This window comes from Olivibacter jilunii, from assembly GCF_900607235.1.
GTDB classification, from domain to species: Bacteria; Bacteroidota; Bacteroidia; order Sphingobacteriales; family Sphingobacteriaceae; genus Olivibacter; species Olivibacter oleidegradans.
The window spans coordinates 146,135-163,806 of record NZ_LR027858.1; the positions used below are offsets into that span (position 1 = coordinate 146,135).

16 protein-coding genes are annotated in these 17,672 nt (G+C 40.3%); 8 read left to right on the top strand and 8 right to left on the bottom strand.

Translation table 11 applies throughout. From position 1 onward, the window contains the following. Positions 1–19: 19 nt before the first annotated feature. Positions 20–2,803, bottom strand: coding sequence for a leucine--tRNA ligase (gene leuS, locus E0E36_RS24970; RefSeq protein ID WP_130858226.1), 2,784 nt, complete (start codon positions 2,801–2,803; stop codon positions 20–22). 102 nt (positions 2,804–2,905) lie between these two features. On the opposite strand from leuS, the gene E0E36_RS24975 reads away from it, so the two are divergent. The 6 genes from E0E36_RS24975 to E0E36_RS25000 all read left to right on the top strand — a co-directional run bounded on the left by E0E36_RS24975 (position 2,906) and on the right by E0E36_RS25000 (position 7,905). Further along, positions 2,906–3,784, top strand: a complete 879-nt coding sequence (locus E0E36_RS24975) for a cell division protein FtsX (RefSeq protein ID WP_013663858.1) — start codon at positions 2,906–2,908, stop codon at positions 3,782–3,784. A 29-nt stretch (positions 3,785–3,813) separates the two neighbouring features. Next, positions 3,814–4,047 carry a DUF3098 domain-containing protein gene (locus tag E0E36_RS24980; protein ID WP_013663859.1) on the top strand — a complete coding sequence of 78 codons (234 nt, stop codon included), beginning with the start codon at positions 3,814–3,816 and terminating at the stop codon, positions 4,045–4,047. Positions 4,048–4,056: 9 nt separating this feature from the next. Then, complete coding sequence (locus E0E36_RS24985; protein WP_013663860.1) at positions 4,057–4,851, top strand: undecaprenyl-diphosphate phosphatase; 795 nt, start codon at positions 4,057–4,059, stop codon at positions 4,849–4,851. After that, positions 4,851–5,600 (top strand): tRNA pseudouridine(55) synthase TruB, encoded by a 750-nt coding sequence (truB, locus tag E0E36_RS24990; protein WP_130858227.1) that lies wholly within the window; start codon positions 4,851–4,853, stop codon positions 5,598–5,600. Before E0E36_RS24985 ends, truB begins: the two co-directional genes overlap by 1 nt. Before the next feature lie 242 nt (positions 5,601–5,842). Next, positions 5,843–6,814: a bifunctional riboflavin kinase/FAD synthetase gene (locus E0E36_RS24995; RefSeq protein WP_013663862.1), complete on the top strand. Its 972-nt coding sequence runs from the start codon at positions 5,843–5,845 to the stop codon at positions 6,812–6,814. A gap of 23 nt (positions 6,815–6,837) precedes the next feature. After that, positions 6,838–7,905, top strand: coding sequence for a DUF2157 domain-containing protein (locus tag E0E36_RS25000; RefSeq protein WP_130858228.1), 1,068 nt, complete (start codon positions 6,838–6,840; stop codon positions 7,903–7,905). On the opposite strand, the gene E0E36_RS25005 is transcribed toward E0E36_RS25000, so the two are convergent. The 6 genes from E0E36_RS25005 to uvrA all read right to left on the bottom strand — a co-directional run bounded on the left by E0E36_RS25005 (position 7,900) and on the right by uvrA (position 14,792). Continuing rightward, a complete protein-coding gene (locus tag E0E36_RS25005) occupies positions 7,900–8,430 on the bottom strand; it encodes a YceI family protein (RefSeq protein ID WP_130858229.1) in 531 nt (176 codons plus the stop codon). The two genes, E0E36_RS25000 and E0E36_RS25005, sit on opposite strands and share 6 nt — an antisense overlap. 60 nt (positions 8,431–8,490) lie before the next feature. Then, positions 8,491–8,913 (bottom strand): OsmC family protein, encoded by a 423-nt coding sequence (locus tag E0E36_RS25010; RefSeq protein WP_130858230.1) that lies wholly within the window; start codon positions 8,911–8,913, stop codon positions 8,491–8,493. Between the two features lie 172 nt (positions 8,914–9,085). Beyond that, positions 9,086–10,255, bottom strand: a complete 1,170-nt coding sequence (locus tag E0E36_RS25015; protein WP_013663866.1) for a trans-sulfuration enzyme family protein — start codon at positions 10,253–10,255, stop codon at positions 9,086–9,088. A gap of 168 nt (positions 10,256–10,423) precedes the next feature. Further along, on the bottom strand, positions 10,424–11,233 hold the full coding sequence (gene cobA, locus E0E36_RS25020; protein WP_130858231.1) for a uroporphyrinogen-III C-methyltransferase: 810 nt from the start codon (positions 11,231–11,233) through the stop codon (positions 10,424–10,426). Positions 11,234–11,488: 255 nt separating this feature from the next. Beyond that, positions 11,489–11,926 (bottom strand): RrF2 family transcriptional regulator, encoded by a 438-nt coding sequence (locus tag E0E36_RS25025; RefSeq protein ID WP_013663868.1) that lies wholly within the window; start codon positions 11,924–11,926, stop codon positions 11,489–11,491. Positions 11,927–11,996: 70 nt separating this feature from the next. Beyond that, positions 11,997–14,792: an excinuclease ABC subunit UvrA gene (gene uvrA / locus E0E36_RS25030; RefSeq protein ID WP_130858232.1), complete on the bottom strand. Its 2,796-nt coding sequence runs from the start codon at positions 14,790–14,792 to the stop codon at positions 11,997–11,999. Positions 14,793–15,061: 269 nt separating this feature from the next. On the opposite strand from uvrA, the gene E0E36_RS25035 reads away from it, so the two are divergent. Continuing rightward, positions 15,062–15,649 carry an RNA polymerase sigma factor gene (locus tag E0E36_RS25035; RefSeq protein WP_013663870.1) on the top strand — a complete coding sequence of 196 codons (588 nt, stop codon included), beginning with the start codon at positions 15,062–15,064 and terminating at the stop codon, positions 15,647–15,649. Here E0E36_RS25035 and E0E36_RS25040 read toward each other — a convergent pair. Further along, positions 15,635–16,639, bottom strand: coding sequence for an App1 family protein (locus E0E36_RS25040; protein ID WP_242627394.1), 1,005 nt, complete (start codon positions 16,637–16,639; stop codon positions 15,635–15,637). The two genes, E0E36_RS25035 and E0E36_RS25040, sit on opposite strands and share 15 nt — an antisense overlap. 53 nt (positions 16,640–16,692) lie before the next feature. Between E0E36_RS25040 and E0E36_RS25045 the strand changes: the two genes are divergently transcribed. Continuing rightward, positions 16,693–17,595: a diacylglycerol/lipid kinase family protein gene (locus E0E36_RS25045; RefSeq protein ID WP_130858233.1), complete on the top strand. Its 903-nt coding sequence runs from the start codon at positions 16,693–16,695 to the stop codon at positions 17,593–17,595. The last annotated feature ends 77 nt before the right edge of the window (positions 17,596–17,672 follow it).

The following is a 17,672-nucleotide window of genomic DNA, read 5'->3' on the forward strand; positions in this document are numbered from 1 at the left end:
TCCGACAACCAAAAGCGACTTAAACAACGATATTTACGATCTTCCCCTTGACAACGATCACCTTCTTAGGTGTTTTACCATCAAGGTAACGCTGCACATCTTCGTTCGCTAATACAGCTTGTTCGATCTCGATCCCCTCAAGGCTCAGCGATAGATTGAGTTTTAGTCGCATTTTACCGTTAAACGATATAGGGTATTCAAACTCATCCTCTATTAAATAATCCGGGTTGAAAACAGGGTAAGAAGTGTAAGACAAGGAGCCCGGTTCATTTCCAAGAAGCACCCATAGTTCTTCGCAGATATGGGGTGCGTAGGGTGATAACACAATTACCAAATCCTGCAGAATAGCTCGCTTATTACACCTCAAATCAGTCAACTCATTTACGCAAATCATGAAACTCGAAACCGAAGTATTAAAAGAGAATCGTTCGATATCATCTTCCACCTTACGGATAATCTTATGTAAGGACTTAAGCTCTGCCTTTGTCGGTATTTCATCCGATACGGAAAAATTTGAAGATGCGTCATGGAACAAGCGCCAAAATTTACGAAGAAATTTGTGAACGCCTTCAATACCGTTTGTGTTCCAAGGTTTACTTTGCTCTAAAGGGCCCAAAAACATCTCATACATGCGTAAGGTATCAGCGCCATATTGCTCTATTATATCATCCGGATTAACGACGTTAAACTTGGACTTGGACATCTTTTCTACCTCATGTCCACAGACATATTTGCCGTCCTCTAAAATAAACTTAGCTTCTGCATATTCGGGTCTGGATAGCCTGAACTTTTCTAGATGTAGAATATCGTTGTTCACGATATTAACGTCAACGTGAAGTGCAGTCGTTTTGTATTGATCTTTCAGGCCTAAAGAAACGAAAGTATTAGTGCCCGCTCCATGCTCATCCAATACACGGTACACAAAATTGGAGCGTCCTTGTATCATCCCCTGATTGATCAGTTTTTGGAAGGGTTCTTCTTCCTTTACCTTTCCAATGTCTTTCAAAAACTTATTCCAGAAGCGGCTGTATAGCAAATGTCCGGTAGCATGCTCTGAACCGCCAATATATAGATCAACGGCCTGCCAATAATCAATAGCCTCTTTTGAGGCAAACGCTTCCGAATTGTGCGAATCCATATAACGATACCAGTACCAGCTAGATCCTGCCCATCCGGGCATTGTACTAAGTTCGTACTCATATCCCCCCTGATATTTCCAATTCGTTGCACGTCCCAAAGGCGGTTCGCCGCTTTCTGTAGGCAGATATTTATCCACTTCCGGCAATAACAACGGGAGCTCGTTTTCTTTGATTAGTTTAGGCAATCCATCTTTAAAATAAACAGGCACCGGTTCACCCCAGTAACGTTGTCTACCAAAAATCGCATCGCGCATCCTATAATTGACTTTGGCTTTTCCGATACCACGTTCTTCGAGTACAGATACTAGCTTCGAAACCGCTTCTTGATAAGATAAACCATTAATTAATTCGGAGTTAATATAAACACCCTCCTTCCGACTATCGGCCTCCTCATCTATTTCTTGTATATCAAGAATTTTGATAATAGGTAAATGAAATTGCTTTGCGAACAGGTAATCACGTTGATCCCCCGAAGGCACAGCCATGACGGCACCGGTACCATAACCAGCTAACACATAATCGGCAATCCAAATCGGCACCTGCTTGCCTGTCAAAGGATGCATCGCATAACTACCTGTGAATGCACCGGTAACGGTTTTGGTATCGGCCATTCTGTCACGCTCGGATTTCTTTTTGGTCTGTTCTATATAATTTTCGACCTGTGCCCGCTGTACGTTCGTTGTAATGATCGGAACTAAATCATGCTCGGGCGCTAATACCAGAAAACTTACGCCATATATCGTATCAACTCGTGTGGTAAACACTTCAATGGAATCGCTCCCATCCGCTAAGGCAAATTTTACACTTGCTCCTATACTTTTTCCTATCCAATTGCGCTGCATCTCTACTAACGGCTCGGGCCAATCAACGGTGTCCAGCCCCTGCAGTAATCGTTCTGCATAAGCAGTAATTCGCATACTCCACTGCATCATCTTCTTCTGAATCACCGGATAACCACCACGCTCTGATACCCCATCTTTCACTTCATCGTTTGCCAAGACAGTACCTAAGGCCGGGCACCAATTGACGGTGCTCTCGCGCAAATAAGCTAGACGATATTTTAACAACTCGGTCTCCTTTTGCTCTTCAGAAAAATGGTGCCATTCCTCGGCTGTAAATTCGAGGACATCTTCATCACATACTGCTTCTATCCCCTTGCTCCCTTTGGTTTCAAAAATCCAGATCAATTGGTCAACAGATTCAGCCTTATCGCTATCCGTGTTATAGAATGAGTTGAAGAGCTGCATAAAAATCCATTGTGTCCATTTATAATAAGATGGATCGCTGGTTCGTATCTCCCTGCTCCAATCAAATGAAAAACCAATGTTATCTAACTGCTCCCTATAACGCTTTATGTTGGTTTCAGTGGTTATTGCGGGATGCTGACCGGTTTGAATAGCGTATTGTTCAGCCGGCAACCCAAATGAATCATATCCCATGGGATGTAACACGTTATATCCACGTAATCTCTTATATCGCGAAAAAACATCGGAGGCTATGTATCCGAGTGGATGACCAACATGAAGCCCGGCTCCTGAAGGATAAGGAAACATGTCTAACACATAATATTTTGGCTTATCTGACGTATTATTAACTTTAAATGTTTGATTGGAAGCCCAAAACTGCTGCCACTTTTTCTCTATAGTCTTAAATTGATAGTCCATTATAACACATTACAGTATGACTTGCGAAAGTACGAAAAATCTCACATCTCATGTCCTATATCTCATATCTAATTATTAATTTCGCATTTCAAATAGTAGCATATGGAAGAATTTGAAGTAAGTGCGTCATCCAGAAAAACAAAATCCGTCTACATATCCACGGTTATTAGTATTGCTCTGGTATTACTCATGACCGGACTATTAGGGTTGATCCTCGTTCATGCTAAAAATCTTTCCAATTATGTTAAGGAAAATATCGTACTTAACATCATTGTTAATGACGGGGTAACAGAAGCCGATATTCTTAGTCTACAAAAAGAGCTGGATGGAAATCCTGCGGTGCTTCGCACACAATATGTTAGCAAAGAATTAGCAGCTAGAAATCTTCAAAATGACTTGGGCGAAGATTTTGTTAAGTTTCTGGGTTATAACCCACTGTTATCGTCCATTGACGTCTATCTCAAAGCGGATTATGCAAATAAAGCAGGTGTAGAGACCTTTACAAAGCAGGTATCTAGCAACAGCATGGTCAAAGAGGTTGTTTATCAAGACTCGCTGATCGATATGGTCAACAAAAACATTCGTGTCATTGGTCTTATCATACTTGCCTTCGCAGCTATCTTATTGATTATTGCCGTCGCATTAATCAATAACACCATAAGGCTGGCAATCTATTCACAACGCTTTTTGATAAAAAGTATGCAAATGGTGGGAGCAACAAAGGGCTTCATTCGCCGTCCATTTTTAGGCTATGGTATTCTTCATGGCCTTTTGGGTGCTCTGATTGCAATCATTCTACTATTGCTGACATTGTATTTTGCGCAAGAGCAAATTCCTGAAATTGTTATTTTACGTAACTATTTTGAATTTGCCCTCATTTTCATAGGTGTAATCTGTTTAGGCATTCTGATCTCGGGGGCCAGCACTTATTTTGCAGTAAGCAAGTATTTACGTCTCCGAATAAATGATCTCTATCGGTAATATACATTCACTTAATTAAATTTAGCATTATGCCGCAAGAAAAAAAGAAAGTAGCTCAAGGCGAACAAAAGTCAAACTTTGTTTTCGGTAAATTGAACTACCAATTAATGTTATTAAGTATTGCCATTGTTATCATTGGCTTTATTTTGATGGCCGGTAAAACAGATATTTACAGTTTCACTAAAATAACTTTAGCGCCGATTGTGGTTGTCGCAGGCTTTGCTCTTGGCATTGTAGCAATATTAAAGAACCCTACTAAATAACACCAATAGATGACTTTAATAGAAGCGATTATTTTAGCCATCGTAGAAGGGCTAACCGAATTCTTACCTGTTTCATCCACCGGCCACCTAATCATCGCAACCGCCTTAATGGGCATCGAACCATCTGCCTTCGTTAAACTGTTTACAGTAGCTATTCAACTAGGCACCATCCTCTCGGTTGTGATTCTTTATTTTAAGCGATTTTTTCGTTCGTGGTCTTTTTATTTAAAACTATTTGTTGCTTTTATTCCGGCAGCCATTTTTGGCTTATTATTTAGCGACGAAATAGACAATATGCTAGAGAGCCCAATGACGGTGGCAATCACCTTAGTTTTAGGCGGCATTGTGCTCCTATTCGTCGATAAATGGTTTAATGCACCTCGCATTGATAACTCAGACAACATTTCTTACGCTACCGCCCTGAAAATTGGCTTTTTTCAGTGTCTAGCAATGATACCAGGCACTTCTCGCTCGGGAGCAACCATTGTTGGCGGTATGGCGCAGAAACTTTCAAGGAAAGCCGCAGCTGAATTTTCTTTCTTTTTAGCCGTGCCGACTATGTTTGGCGCGACGGCAAAAAAACTGCTCGACTTCTACAAAGATGGCAACCAGTTTACCGCAGACCAATATAATATCCTTTTTATAGGTAACTTGGTGGGTTTCATCGTAGCCATCATAGCCATTAAAAGCTTCATTGGTTACGTTACGAAATACGGATTCAAAGCTTTTGGATGGTATAGAATTATAGTAGGTGGGATTATTATCGTGATGCTTTTAAGCGGTCACAGCTTATCGGTGCTTTAATGGAAGACGAAAAAGAAAAGCCGATTTTCCCTCGTTTCGATTTCACCGCCGGTGAGGTTTTACTGATCGATAAGCCTTACAAATGGACCAGTTTTGACGTAGTGGGAAAGATCCGTAATGCTTTAAAGCCTTTGAAATTGAAAGTAGGCCATGCAGGCACACTCGATCCGCTGGCTACAGGTTTACTTATTGTTTGTACCGGCAAACGCACTAAAACTATTGATGAGCTTCAAGCGCAGGAAAAAGAATACATAGGAACCTTCACACTCGGGGCAACAACACCGTCTTATGACTTAGAAACAATTCCGGATAGCTTTTTTGATATCACAAATCTTACGGAACAAGATCTACTTCGCGCCTCACTAACATTCGTCGGTGCTATTGAACAATATCCGCCGGTACATTCGGCTGTAAAAATGCAAGGCGAAAGATTATACGAAAAAGCCAGACGAGGCGAGTCCGTTGAACTAAAACCTCGTCGTGTAACGATCTATGAGTTCGAATTAACCCGCATTGCTCTTCCGGAAGTTAACTTCAGAGTCGTTTGCAGCAAAGGAACTTACATTCGATCGTTGGCACATGACTTTGGAAAAGCAGTGGGCGCCGGTGCCTATCTGAGTGAATTGAGAAGAACTCGCAGCGGTAATTTTCATGTCAGAGATGCCTGGAATGTTTTGGAGCTGTCCGATCATATTCGGTCTTTGAAAGAACAAGGTCTATTAATAAATGACGAAGGAGAACATTCATAAAAAACCTTAACCTCAATACATTATCACTTTTAGAATAAATACGTATCTTGGAAGAAAGGTACATAAAATTATCTCATAAGATTTTCTATAGGCAGAAACAGTGGAGAGCACAAAGCGTGATATATTGCAAATAAGGGTTTAGGAATGGCTTTGGAACAAAGATTAGTATGATTATTTGCTGCTAAAGTAGAATGCTTATGAGGTAAACAGCAGATTCATGATAAAAAAACAATTTATTGCGGATGAAAATATATAGAAACATTGAAGATTTTATACCATTGGACAATGCAGTGGTGACGATTGGAACCTTTGATGGCGTTCATATAGGACATCAGAAAATTATAAGCAGTTTAAGAGAATATGCGCAAAAGATAAACGGAGAAACGGTACTTCTTACCTTTTTTCCTCATCCAAGGATGATCTTGCATCCGGATGATGATAGCTTGCGTCTTATAAACACCATTGAGGAAAAAGCCGATCGACTAGCCGAAAGTGGAATCGATCACCTGATTATCACGCCGTTTACACGGGATTTTTCCAATCAATCGGCAGAAGAATATATTCGCGAAATTCTGGTCAGTAAAATCGGCACTAAACGGATCATTATCGGTTATGATCATCATTTTGGGAAGGACCGCAAAGGATCACTGGTCGATTTGCTAAAATATGCAGAACAGTACCATTATTCGGTACAAGAGATACCGGAGCAAGACATCAATGATGTGGCTGTCTCATCGACGAAAATACGCGAAGCACTCATTATTGGCGAAATTGCCACTGCCAACAAGTACTTAGGTTATCCTTTCCACATTACAGGAAAAGTGGTTAAAGGACAGCAGCTAGGCAGAACCATTGGATACCCCACCGCTAATATCGAAGTTCCGGAAAGCTACAAATTAATTCCTGCTTATGGTATTTACGCAGTACAGGCAACCCTTATTGAACATGCGGAGATGACTACGGGAGAATATATACCGGCAAAAAAAGGCCCTACGTTAAAAGGTATGGGATATATCGGAACACGACCCACTGTAAGAGGTGTCAACCGAAGTATAGAGATCAATTTTTTTGATCTTAACGAAGATTTATATGGCAAAACGCTTCAAATACAATTTTTACACTTTGTGCGTCACGATCATAAATTTGATAGTATTGAGGCAATGACGGCGCAATTGGCAGAAGACGAGAAGAAAATAAAAGAGCTGCTTGCTTAATTTCTCCAATATTAAATTTCCGGATGAAACTTCATATCGATAAGAACGAACAAGAAGCTATTGAAAACGCCATTGCACATTGGGAAGAGAACAGCCTGATTGACAAAGAAACGGCGGACAGACTTAGGCACTCGTACGAGGTGAAGGGCTTCGACTGGAGACGTCTAGCACAATATTCATTTTGGATTGCACTCTCTTGTATTGTACTGGCCTTCCTGTCCTTATTTGTCGATCAGGAGATTCTTCAACTTTTGTCAACGCTATACGAAACACCCAATATCATTATTTGCGTGTTTTGCGCTTTGCTTTCATTTTTATTTTATTACCTGGGTTATTTCAACAAAAAACGACATCCAGAGAAATTATTTACCAATGAAAGCTTAATTGTGTTGGGTGTATTTTCTACGGCTACTTTCATTGGCTATCTGGGCAAGGTTATCGACAAAGGTGACGGGATGTATTCATTCTTATTTTTATTGTCTATAGTCATTTATACCGTTCTTGCTATACAGCTTTCTTCAAAAACTATTTGGGCTTTTATGTTGATCGCACTAGGTATATGGTTTGCCACCGAAACTGCTTACCACAGCAATTGGGGATTTAAATTTTGGGGAATGAATTATCCATTGCGCTTTACCATATTTGGAATACTACTAACAGTTTTCACCTTGGTTCTGCATAATAAATGGGCAGCTATTAGAGGCTTTAAACAATTAAGTTACATCATGGGAGTATTATATCTCCTTATTTCCTTATGGTTGCTATCAATTTTCGGAAACTATAGCGATTTAGACAAATGGGCAGCTACCAAGCAATATCATATATTTTATTGGGGAGTACTCTCAACGGTCGTTTGTTTAGCATTTGCTTGGTATGGTCTCAAAAAGAACGATATTATCGCCCGTGAATTCGGCATCATCTTCCTTCTAATTAATCTTTATACGCGATTCTTCGAATATCTATGGGACAATATAAATCGAGCGATTTTCTTCTCTTTGCTCGCCTTATCCTTTTGGCTTATCGGACGAAAAGCCGAAAAAATTTGGAGTGGAAGCTTCCTAAAAAAGAAGGACGTCCCACCCAAATTATGATTGTTTAATAAATTGCAGATTCAATACGATTTTCACTTCATCTCCAACCACTACGGATCCAGCCTCCGTCAAATCATTCCATTTCAGCCCAAAAACCTGTCGGCTGATCTTAGCGGTTGCTTCAAAGCCCGCTTTTTGATTACCGTACGAATCTTTAGCAGTACCGCCAAACTCTACTTCAAACTGCACAGCCTGGGTATGTCCTTTGATCGTTAAATCGCCTCTTAACAAGTATTCGTGGCCTCCTTTTTTTTCAAACGAGCTTGACTGAAAGGTCAACTCAGGGTAATTCGCCGTATCAAAAAAATCGGCTGATCTGAGATGTTCATCACGATCCTTCATATTCGTATCAATGCTATCAGCATCAATTATAAATCTAATCGTTGCATCAGAAAAATCCTCGCTCGTTGCCTCAATTTGTCCATCAAACTTATTAAAGTTACCCGCAACCGTGGAAATAACCAGATGCTTTACCTTAAATTGCACTTCTGAATGCGCCGGATCAACTTTCCATATAGAAGTCATAATATGTGTTTTTATCACAGAAAACAATAAACACCGTAAAATGTTTAGGTTCAACTAACACTATACAGCCTCAGTTACAATCTCATATGTAATTTGTACGCCACCTGCTACCAACATATCGTGTACCGAACAATATTTCTTTACTGCTAGCTCTGCTGCTTTCTTGGCCTTCTCGATGTCAATACGCCCTTTTAACTTGAATAGTAGATGAATATCGGTAAAAACGGCCGGGATCGCATCTTTTCGTTTTCCATCAACCTCAATTTTTACATCCTCTATTTCCTGCTTTTGTTTTTTCAGGATATTTATAAGGTCGAGTGCACTACAAGAACCCAAAGCCATTAACACCAGCTCCATAGGGCGTGCACCTAATGCCTCACCACCAATTTCCGGAGAGCCGTCAATATGGACTTTTACATCGGTGGATGCACTTTCACCTTCAAAATGCACCGCCTGGTTTAGCCTGTTTAGTGTTACTTTCATTTTCTTAGCTCTTAGCTTTCAGCCATCAGCTGCCAGCTTTATTTCGTTATTATTCCTGTTAATTAATGATACTTTCAGTATCAAGCAATGCATACAAAATTTTGCTCTAAGCTTTAAACGGTATTCCATTCCTCGTTTAAGGTCGAGCTCCGACCTTTTCGAAAGCCGATAATTATTTGCTGCCGTCCAAAGCCTGCTTCAAATCGACCAAAATATCGTTGACATCTTCCAATCCGACCGAAATACGAACGGTTCCCGGATAGATACCGATTTGTTCACGCTCCGCATCTGTTAATTTTGAATGTGTCGTAGACGCCGGATGCGTTGCAATCGTACGTGAATCGCCCAAGTTAGAAGTGATCAAGATCATCTTCAAATTATCGAGAAAACGTTTAGCACGTTCAAAGCCACCTTTAATGACAAAGGTAACAATGCCACCTCCAGCCTTCATTTGTTTTTTGGCCAACTCATATTGCGGATGTGAGGGCAAGAAAGGATAGCGAACAAGGTCGACCTCATTATGCGACTCTAACATGCCCGCTACTGCCAACGCATTATCACAATGGCGGTCCATACGAAGCGCCAGGGTTTCAAGACTTTTTGATATAATCCAAGCATTGAAGGGTGACATAGACGGCCCGGTGTGCCGAATAAAAAACATCATCTCGTCGATCAACTCCTGTTTACCTACAACAATCCCGCCTAAAACACGTCCTTGTCCGTCCATGTATTTCGTGGCAGAATGGCTTACTAAATCAAAACCATATTGTATCGGCTTTTGCAGATAGGGCGTCGCAAAACAGTTATCTACATTTAATATAATATTTGGATATTTTTTTTTGAAGGTTCCTAACCACTCTAGGTCTACCAATTCCAAGCCTGGATTTGATGGCGTTTCCAAAAAAATCATCTTCGTATTAGGCTGAATGGCTTTCTCCCAATCAGCTGGATTCTTCGCATCTACATAAGAGGTGGTAATGCCCCATCGTGGAAATAAAGTCGTAAACAGTTGATGAGTAGAACCGAAAACCGATCTACAGGCCACAATATGGTCTCCGTTTTTCAGCAGTGCAGCGAAAGAGGCAAAAACCGCCGCCATTCCGGAAGAAAAGGCTAAACCGGCCTCTGCTCCTTCCAGCTCACAAACTTTTTGTATAAATTCGTTCGTATTTGGATTAGAATACCTAGAATATACAATACCTTCTTCCTCGCCGGCAAATACAGCGCGCCCTTGCTCGGCATCATCAAAAATAAAACTTGAGGTTAAATATAAAGGTACAGAATGCTCGCGATTCTGTGAACGTTGAGTTTGACTACGAATTAATTTACTTTGTTCTTCCATTCTATTTCTATTGTCGACTCAAACCTACCATAAAATTCACTTAGTTAGAAACTTTTATTTTAATTGTTTTGTAATAAACAAAGTCGGAACGCATCAAAAAAGCGTTGATCCGTATATGAACCAACGCCTCATAAAAAACAACCAAATCTATAGGGAAATATAAAAAACTTAATACAAATTTAAATCCTGTTCCAGGAAATTTAATATCCGTGAGAAATCTTTATGCAAAGCAACTGCCTGACCAAATACTAATAGGACCGGCCCTGTGTTATCAATGGATACTTCTTCTGCAACTTCCTCTATTGTATTGACGACACCAATGGCCAGTCTTTCATTTTTCATTGAGCCGTTCTGTATAACGGCCGCCGGCAACCGCCCCTTACCAAGTTTTTTATAAATCGATACGATTTCAGGCAATTGCGCAAAGCCCAATAACACGACAACAGTCGCTCTGCTTCGCGCAGCTTCCTCAATCTCCCAATTAAACGAACCATTACTATCGGTGGCGCTTAAAATCCACAAACTATCACTGTTTCCCTTATGGGTAACGGGGATCCCCTGCAAACCGGGCACAGAAATGGCACTGCTTATTCCGGGTATAATTTCCGTTTCCACGCTGTACGATGCCGCATATTCCAACTCTTCATACCCCCTTCCGAAAACGAAAAGGTCGCCTCCTTTCAATCGGACCACATGTCCAAAATTTAGCGCATAATCAACCATTAAGCGATTGACTGTTGTTTGCGAAAAGTTTTCGTCTCCTGATGGATTACCAACATAAACGCGGGTTGCCTCTTTGGGAGCGTAGCTTAATAATGCTTCGTCCACTAACGCATCGTATATTACGACATCCGCTGTTTTAAGTGCTTTAACACCTTTTATGCTAATCAAATCGGGATCTCCCGGGCCTGCGCCTACCAAGGTGATTTTTGGTTCGACATATACCTTCTCAAATTCGGGATGTTGCTGCCTTTCCATATATTGCCTCCTATTTATATCAAATTAAAAAAAAAGCCTCTGCAGGTTACTGAAGAGGCCTCTTGGAAATCTACACGCCCTCTCCTAACTTGTTAATAAATAACACATATTCTTCATATTTTTACAGATGGAGCGTTTCATATTTTCAAAATTAAAAATCAACGAGACAAATATATATAAAATATACCAATTTAGTAGTCTTTTTTTATTAAAATATTTATTTTGACGTTAAACTATTGGTTATCAGTCCATTAATTACAAACCTAAAGCTAGATTCTCTTCACGCTTAATAATATCGGCAATGCTGGTATCATTCAAAATCTGTAACATCGCATTTCTAACATCTACGAAAGTATCTCTGATACCACAAGTTTCTTCGGTTTTGCATTCGTCACATCGCCTATAAAAATTCAAGCTTACGCAGGGTAGCAAGGCTATAGGGCCGTCGGTGAGTCTGATAACTTGCGATAAGCGAATGTCTTCCGGATCTTTGTTTAAACTATATCCTCCGCCCGCTCCCTTTTTGCTATACAATATACCCGCATTTCGCATTTCCAGTAATATTTGCTCAAGAAATTTCTTCGGAATGTTTTCCTCTTCAGCAATTTTTAAAATCTGCATCGGCTCTTTCCCGTAGTTCTTTCCCAGTACAATAAGAGCTTTAATGGCATATTTTGATTTTTTCGACAGCATATTATTCCTTTGCTTTTTGTAAAATTACGAATTTTCCTTTAGTAATAAAGGTCAACAATCCTCTATGCAATCACATATGTGCTTTGAGAAACTGACCGGTATAAGACTGCGAATGTTTGACAAGTTCCTCCGGTGTTCCTTCAAATACAAGCTCTCCACCCTTCTCTCCACCCTCCGGCCCGATATCTATCACCCAGTCGGCACATTTGATGACATCCATGTTATGCTCAATGACTAAGATGGTATTACCCTGAGCAATCAATGCATCAAATGACTTCAATAACTTTCGAATATCGTGAAAATGAAGCCCGGTAGTAGGTTCATCAAAAATAAAAAGTGTATTCTTACTGTTGTTTCCCTTCACCAGAAACGAAGCTAACTTAATACGTTGTGCTTCCCCTCCCGACAAGGTATTCGACGATTGGCCGAGCTTCACATAACCTAACCCTACATCCGCCAGCGGTTGGATTTTATTGAGTATCTTCGCTTGTTTGCCGAAAAAAGTCAAAGCTTCTTCTACCGTTAATTCCAGTACATCATAAACATTCTTATCTTGCCAAGTTATATCCAGCACCTGTTGTTTAAACCGTTTACCTCCACAAGCCTCACAGGTAAGATAAATATCGGCCATAAACTGCATTTCAATTTTCACTTCCCCTTCTCCTTGGCAAACATCACATCGTCCTCCTTCTACGTTAAAAGAGAAAGCCGCTGGCTTTAACCCCGCAGCTTTTGCAGCTGGCTGACTACTATACAGCGCTCGTATATCGTCCCACGCCTTTACGTAGGTTACCGGATTCGATCTCGAAGACCTCCCTATCGGATTCTGATCTACCATCTCGACACGTTCAACAAGCTGAAGGTCTCCATCCAAACCATCAAAAACACCGGTTTGCTCGCCGGAATAATTACCGGTCGCTTTCTGCAAAGCAGGATACAATATACGCTTCACCAAGGAAGTTTTCCCCGAACCAGACACACCGGATACTACCGTAAAGGTATACAACGGAAATTTCACGTCAATCCCTTTCAGATTGTTCTCCCGAGCACCTTTTATCTCTACAAAGTGCTGCCACTTCCTTCTACTACTCGGTATACCAATGGCCTCGATTCCGTTTAGGTATTTTCCGGTCAAACTCTGCTCGTCCTTAAGAATCTCTTGATATGTTCCCGAAAAAACTAGCTGCCCACCATGTACACCCGCTTCCGGACCAATATCAATAAGGTAATCCGCAGCCTGCATCATTTCTTCTTCATGTTCTACCACCAAAACAGTATTGCCAACATCACGTAAAGATTTAAGCACCCCGATTAGACGTTGGGTATCGCGTGGATGTAAACCGATACTCGGTTCGTCTAAGACATATATGGAACCCACCAAAGAACTTCCTAAAGAGGTTGCTAAGTTAATCCGCTGTGATTCGCCGCCCGAAAGTGTGTTTGAAAGGCGATTCAATGTTAAATATCCTAACCCCACTTCCGTTAAAAAACGCACGCGGTTCTTTACTTCTATCAATAACCTTTTTGCAATTGTCTCCTCGTGCTTATCTAATGATAGATTGTTGAAGAAATCTAACAAATCATCAAGAGGCATAAGCACCATATCGGTAATTGATTTCCCTCCTACTTTAACATAGGCTGCATCTTTACGTAGTCGGGTTCCCTTACAATCCGGACAATCCGTCTTCCCCCGATAACGTGATAACATAACTCGGTATTGAATTTTATAGGTCTGCTCTTCCAATTCTTTAAAGAAATCATCCAAACCTCTAAAATATTGATTCCCGCTCCACAAGACTTGCCTTTGTTCGGGCGATAAATCTTTATAGGCTCTATGCACCGGAAAGTCAAATTTTATGGCCACTTTAACAAATCGGTTCAACCATTCTCCCATTTTCTCTCCTCTCCAGGGAGCGATTGCTCCATCGTATACCGATTTGCTCTTATCGGGCACTACTAAGTCGGGATCTATCCCGATCACTTTCCCATACCCTTCACACCTGCTACAAGCTCCATAGGGATTATTAAAGCTGAAAAAGTTAGGAGTCGGTTCTTCAAATGCCATACCGTCTAACTCAAATCGATCACAGAAAAAATGTTCCTTTTCTCCATCATCAATATAACAGTCCCCCTTTCCCTCAAAGAAGGCCGTCTGGACTGAATCAGCAATTCTACTTAAAGTTTCGTCTTCTTGATTCACACGAATACGGTCAATAACGATTCGTAAATCACCTAAGTTGACACTGCTATTAGCAACCTTTTTATCTTCGATTAGGGACTCGATTTTCTCAATTCGGCCTAAGTACTCCACTCGAACAAAACCCTTTTGGAGCAAGACGGCTAATTCTTCTTTTAGTTTCCGCTGATTATGAGGATGAAGGGGGCTTAAAATCGTTATTTGTGTATCACTAGGCAGTGAGGACACAAAATTTACTACATCTGTAACGCTGTCTTTTCGCACTTCTTTTCCTGATATGGGCGAGATGGTCTTTCCTATACGGGCAAACAATAACTTCAAATAGTCATAAATTTCTGTTGATGTTCCCACTGTAGACCTCGGATTACTTGTAATTACTTTTTGCTCAATGGCAATTGCCGGGGCAATTCCTTTGATGTAATCTACCTCCGGTTTATTCATACGCCCCATAAACTGTCTAGCGTAGGAAGATAAGCTTTCTACATACCGGCGTTGTCCCTCTGCATAAAGTGTATCAAAAGCCAGGGATGATTTTCCTGAGCCCGACATACCTGTGATAACTACCAACCTGTTTTTCGGTATGGTTACATCAATGTTTTTTAAATTATGGACGCGTGCGCCTTTGATAAGTATATGAGATTTTGCGTTTGAATCAACCTTTTGTGCCATGTATACCTCGTAATTTGCTTTTTTTAAACGATTTCCGCCTCTTCGTTACCTACGTAAATCGAGCGTACAAAAATACAGAATAAAGAAACAACAAACGATTTTCATATTTTTTCTTTGTTTTTCTAAAAAAAATGTTTTGCTTTGAAAAAATTTATTAATGTATCGATTGGGTTAAACCGATGGCTTACTTAAATTTAGGAGGACTGCTATAGAGGAAAAAACTACTTAACATACTTTTTTATAACAAAAAAAAGACGAAGTAGCATAGCATGACACTGCAAAAGAAAACTGACCGACAACTAATTCATTTGTATTTAGCCGGAAATGAGGCTGCAATTGAAGAGTTAGTACATCGATATAAATCAAAAATTTACACTTCCATTTACTTATTGGTAAAAGATCCTTATTTAGCGGAGGACCTTTTTCAGGATACTTTCATCAAAGTTATCAGTACGCTGCAAGCTGGGAGATATAATGATGAAGGCAAATTTCTCCCCTGGGCCATGCGAATCGCGCATAACTTGGTGATTGACTATTATCGTAAAGAGAAGCGTACGCCCCTTATCGCCAATAGTGATGGATTTGATATATTCGACGTATTGCCGTTCTACGATGAAAGTACTGAAGAGCGTATTATCAGACAGCAAACACATAAGGATCTTAGGAAGATGATCCAATTATTGCCTGATGATCAAAAAGAGGTGCTGATTATGCGCCATTACGGAGATATGAGTTTTAAAGAGATTGCAGAAGTAACGGATGTTAGTATAAACACGGCATTAGGGCGCATGCGTTATGCGTTAAACAACCTCCGCAAGATGATATCAACATCTGAGGTCGCGTTAAAAACCGGTTAATTCTTCCATATCGGTTTGGCATATTAAACCGATGGAAACAGCATGTTTTATAGCCTCTCGATTGGTATTAAATAGACAGGTTTGAATTTCTGTTTCTTGAAGATTTTTAAAAAGCTGCAATGTTATTGCGGCTTTTTTAGGTTTTATGTTCCTTATATAAATAGCGGCTATTCGATCAGGATGATCTTTAGCGAGTGCGGCATATATGATTGGATCTCTTTGTGAATTGTCGCCGATTAATACAAATTTCTGCTTAGGAAAAACGCGAAGCAGCCTACTGATTCTTCTGTATTTATCATCATGCCCTGTTTTTCCTGTTTTAAAAAAATCGAACCAACGCTTAAAATGGCTTAGCAAAAAGGAGCCATGTGGCAGTTTATTGTGAGCAAAAATACTTTGGAGATAATCATATAAATTCCATTCACTGCTTGATACATAAAAAAAAGGATTTAAGTGACGCATTTCAGTTCCTGATCGAGACAATAAATTGTACCAAAGGACATGATCTGAAAAGAGTTTTCTTCGATGGGCATTCTTAATCAGTAGTTCACGAAGACGCCTTAACACAGTCGCCGAATGCGATATGAGTACGGTATCATCGATATCCGAAACAAATACGTACTGTGTCGAATGCGGCACATAAACCTTGCCCTGTGTAAAGCCATGCAATTCCTCCTTACCGACTAATCCAATTTTCAGGTCATGTAGTCCGGGATCTAAATGGATGTCTGAGGCCCATTTAAACTTAAAAAAGCCATCCGGTTCCGCTATCGTTTCGATTACCTGATCATAAAAATGCAATCTTAAACGAACACTACCTACCGGGCGTACGAAAAACAGCTTCAATAAACTAAGGGTATGCTTCCAACCATCCTTTGAAAAATCACTCGCCTTTTTTGGTTTACGCTTAAGGACATGTCCATAAACCACTAAGTTTTTACTATGGCCATATCCATTGTATATTTTTATTTCAACTGATGTACCCATCATCCATCAAACATATAAAACAGTTATTGGTTTTATAGTTGTCAACACAAATATGAATGAACATAACTGCTTCCTTAAAACTATATGTCCTTATCAATAGAGGATCCGGTAATCAGCAAAACGACTTCGAGGAAGTTATTCGGGATTTCTACCGCGGTACGCATGTACTACATTTCTTCACGCTTTCAAAAACATCTTCCGTGGAAGAGATTCGTCAAGATATAATTGCGTTTGGCCCTCATCGGGTTCTTGCAGTAGGTGGTGATGGAACGGTTAAGTTGGCAGCCGAATGTCTGCTCGAAACAGATATTCCGCTCGCCATTATACCAACCGGCTCCGCGAATGGCATGGCTAAAGAGATCAACCTCAAAAACAACCTCAAAGCAGCACTCGAATTAGCCGTAAACGGTACTCCAAAACTTATTCATGCTTTAAGGGTCAATGGGGAATTTAGCATTCACTTGGCGGATATAGGCATTAATGCACGCATTGTCAAAAAATTCCAATCCTTGGATGAACGAGGCATGATAGGCTATGCCAAGGCTGCATGGCAGGCTATCAAAAGACACAAAAAAATGCATGTTACCGTTAACGCTCAAGGGAAAAGTAAATCGCGAAAAGCCGAAATGGTGGTAATAGCAAACGGCACGAGCTATGGAACAGGTGTAAAAATAAACAAAACCGGTTCCCTATTTGACGACCAATTCGAGATTGTTATTGTCAAGTGGTTTTCCGTTTTGGAACTACTAAAAATGTGCTTTAGCTTCAAGACTCAATTTAATCCTTTTAAAACCGAAATTATACCTACCAACTATGCGAATTTAACTATAAGAGAAAATACGTCTCTACAGGTAGACGGCGAATATATTGGGAAGGTTAAACAGGTAGAGGTTCAACTTATAACTGATGCTGTACTTCTCGTCTGCAATAACGAAAAATTCAAATCAGAATACGCCTAAACAAACAAATATCGGGCGCATTGATGTTTCTTTCCGGAACAGTTGTCTGAAGCTCCTGATGATAAACGTCCTATTAC

What these genes read in the sequence shown, in the direction of transcription:
- leuS (WP_130858226.1), bottom strand. Translation starts at nt 2,803, where the DNA reads ATGGACTATCAATTTAAGACTATAGAGAAAAAGTGGCAGCAGTTTTGG.
- E0E36_RS25000 (WP_130858228.1), top strand. Translation starts at nt 6,838, where the DNA reads ATGAAACTTCATATCGATAAGAACGAACAAGAAGCTATTGAAAACGCC.
- cobA (WP_130858231.1), bottom strand. Translation starts at nt 11,233, where the DNA reads ATGGAAAGGCAGCAACATCCCGAATTTGAGAAGGTATATGTCGAACCA.
- E0E36_RS25035 (WP_013663870.1), top strand. Translation starts at nt 15,062, where the DNA reads ATGACACTGCAAAAGAAAACTGACCGACAACTAATTCATTTGTATTTA.
- E0E36_RS25045 (WP_130858233.1), top strand. Translation starts at nt 16,693, where the DNA reads ATGAACATAACTGCTTCCTTAAAACTATATGTCCTTATCAATAGAGGA.
- E0E36_RS24980 (WP_013663859.1), top strand. Translation starts at nt 3,814, where the DNA reads ATGCCGCAAGAAAAAAAGAAAGTAGCTCAAGGCGAACAAAAGTCAAAC.
- E0E36_RS25025 (WP_013663868.1), bottom strand. Translation starts at nt 11,926, where the DNA reads ATGCTGTCGAAAAAATCAAAATATGCCATTAAAGCTCTTATTGTACTG.
- E0E36_RS24985 (WP_013663860.1), top strand. Translation starts at nt 4,057, where the DNA reads ATGACTTTAATAGAAGCGATTATTTTAGCCATCGTAGAAGGGCTAACC.
- truB (WP_130858227.1), top strand. Translation starts at nt 4,851, where the DNA reads ATGGAAGACGAAAAAGAAAAGCCGATTTTCCCTCGTTTCGATTTCACC.
- E0E36_RS25040 (WP_242627394.1), bottom strand. Translation starts at nt 16,639, where the DNA reads ATGATGGGTACATCAGTTGAAATAAAAATATACAATGGATATGGCCAT.
- E0E36_RS25015 (WP_013663866.1), bottom strand. Translation starts at nt 10,255, where the DNA reads ATGGAAGAACAAAGTAAATTAATTCGTAGTCAAACTCAACGTTCACAG.
- E0E36_RS24995 (WP_013663862.1), top strand. Translation starts at nt 5,843, where the DNA reads ATGAAAATATATAGAAACATTGAAGATTTTATACCATTGGACAATGCA.
- uvrA (WP_130858232.1), bottom strand. Translation starts at nt 14,792, where the DNA reads ATGGCACAAAAGGTTGATTCAAACGCAAAATCTCATATACTTATCAAA.
- E0E36_RS24975 (WP_013663858.1), top strand. Translation starts at nt 2,906, where the DNA reads ATGGAAGAATTTGAAGTAAGTGCGTCATCCAGAAAAACAAAATCCGTC.
- E0E36_RS25005 (WP_130858229.1), bottom strand. Translation starts at nt 8,430, where the DNA reads ATGACTTCTATATGGAAAGTTGATCCGGCGCATTCAGAAGTGCAATTT.
- E0E36_RS25010 (WP_130858230.1), bottom strand. Translation starts at nt 8,913, where the DNA reads ATGAAAGTAACACTAAACAGGCTAAACCAGGCGGTGCATTTTGAAGGT.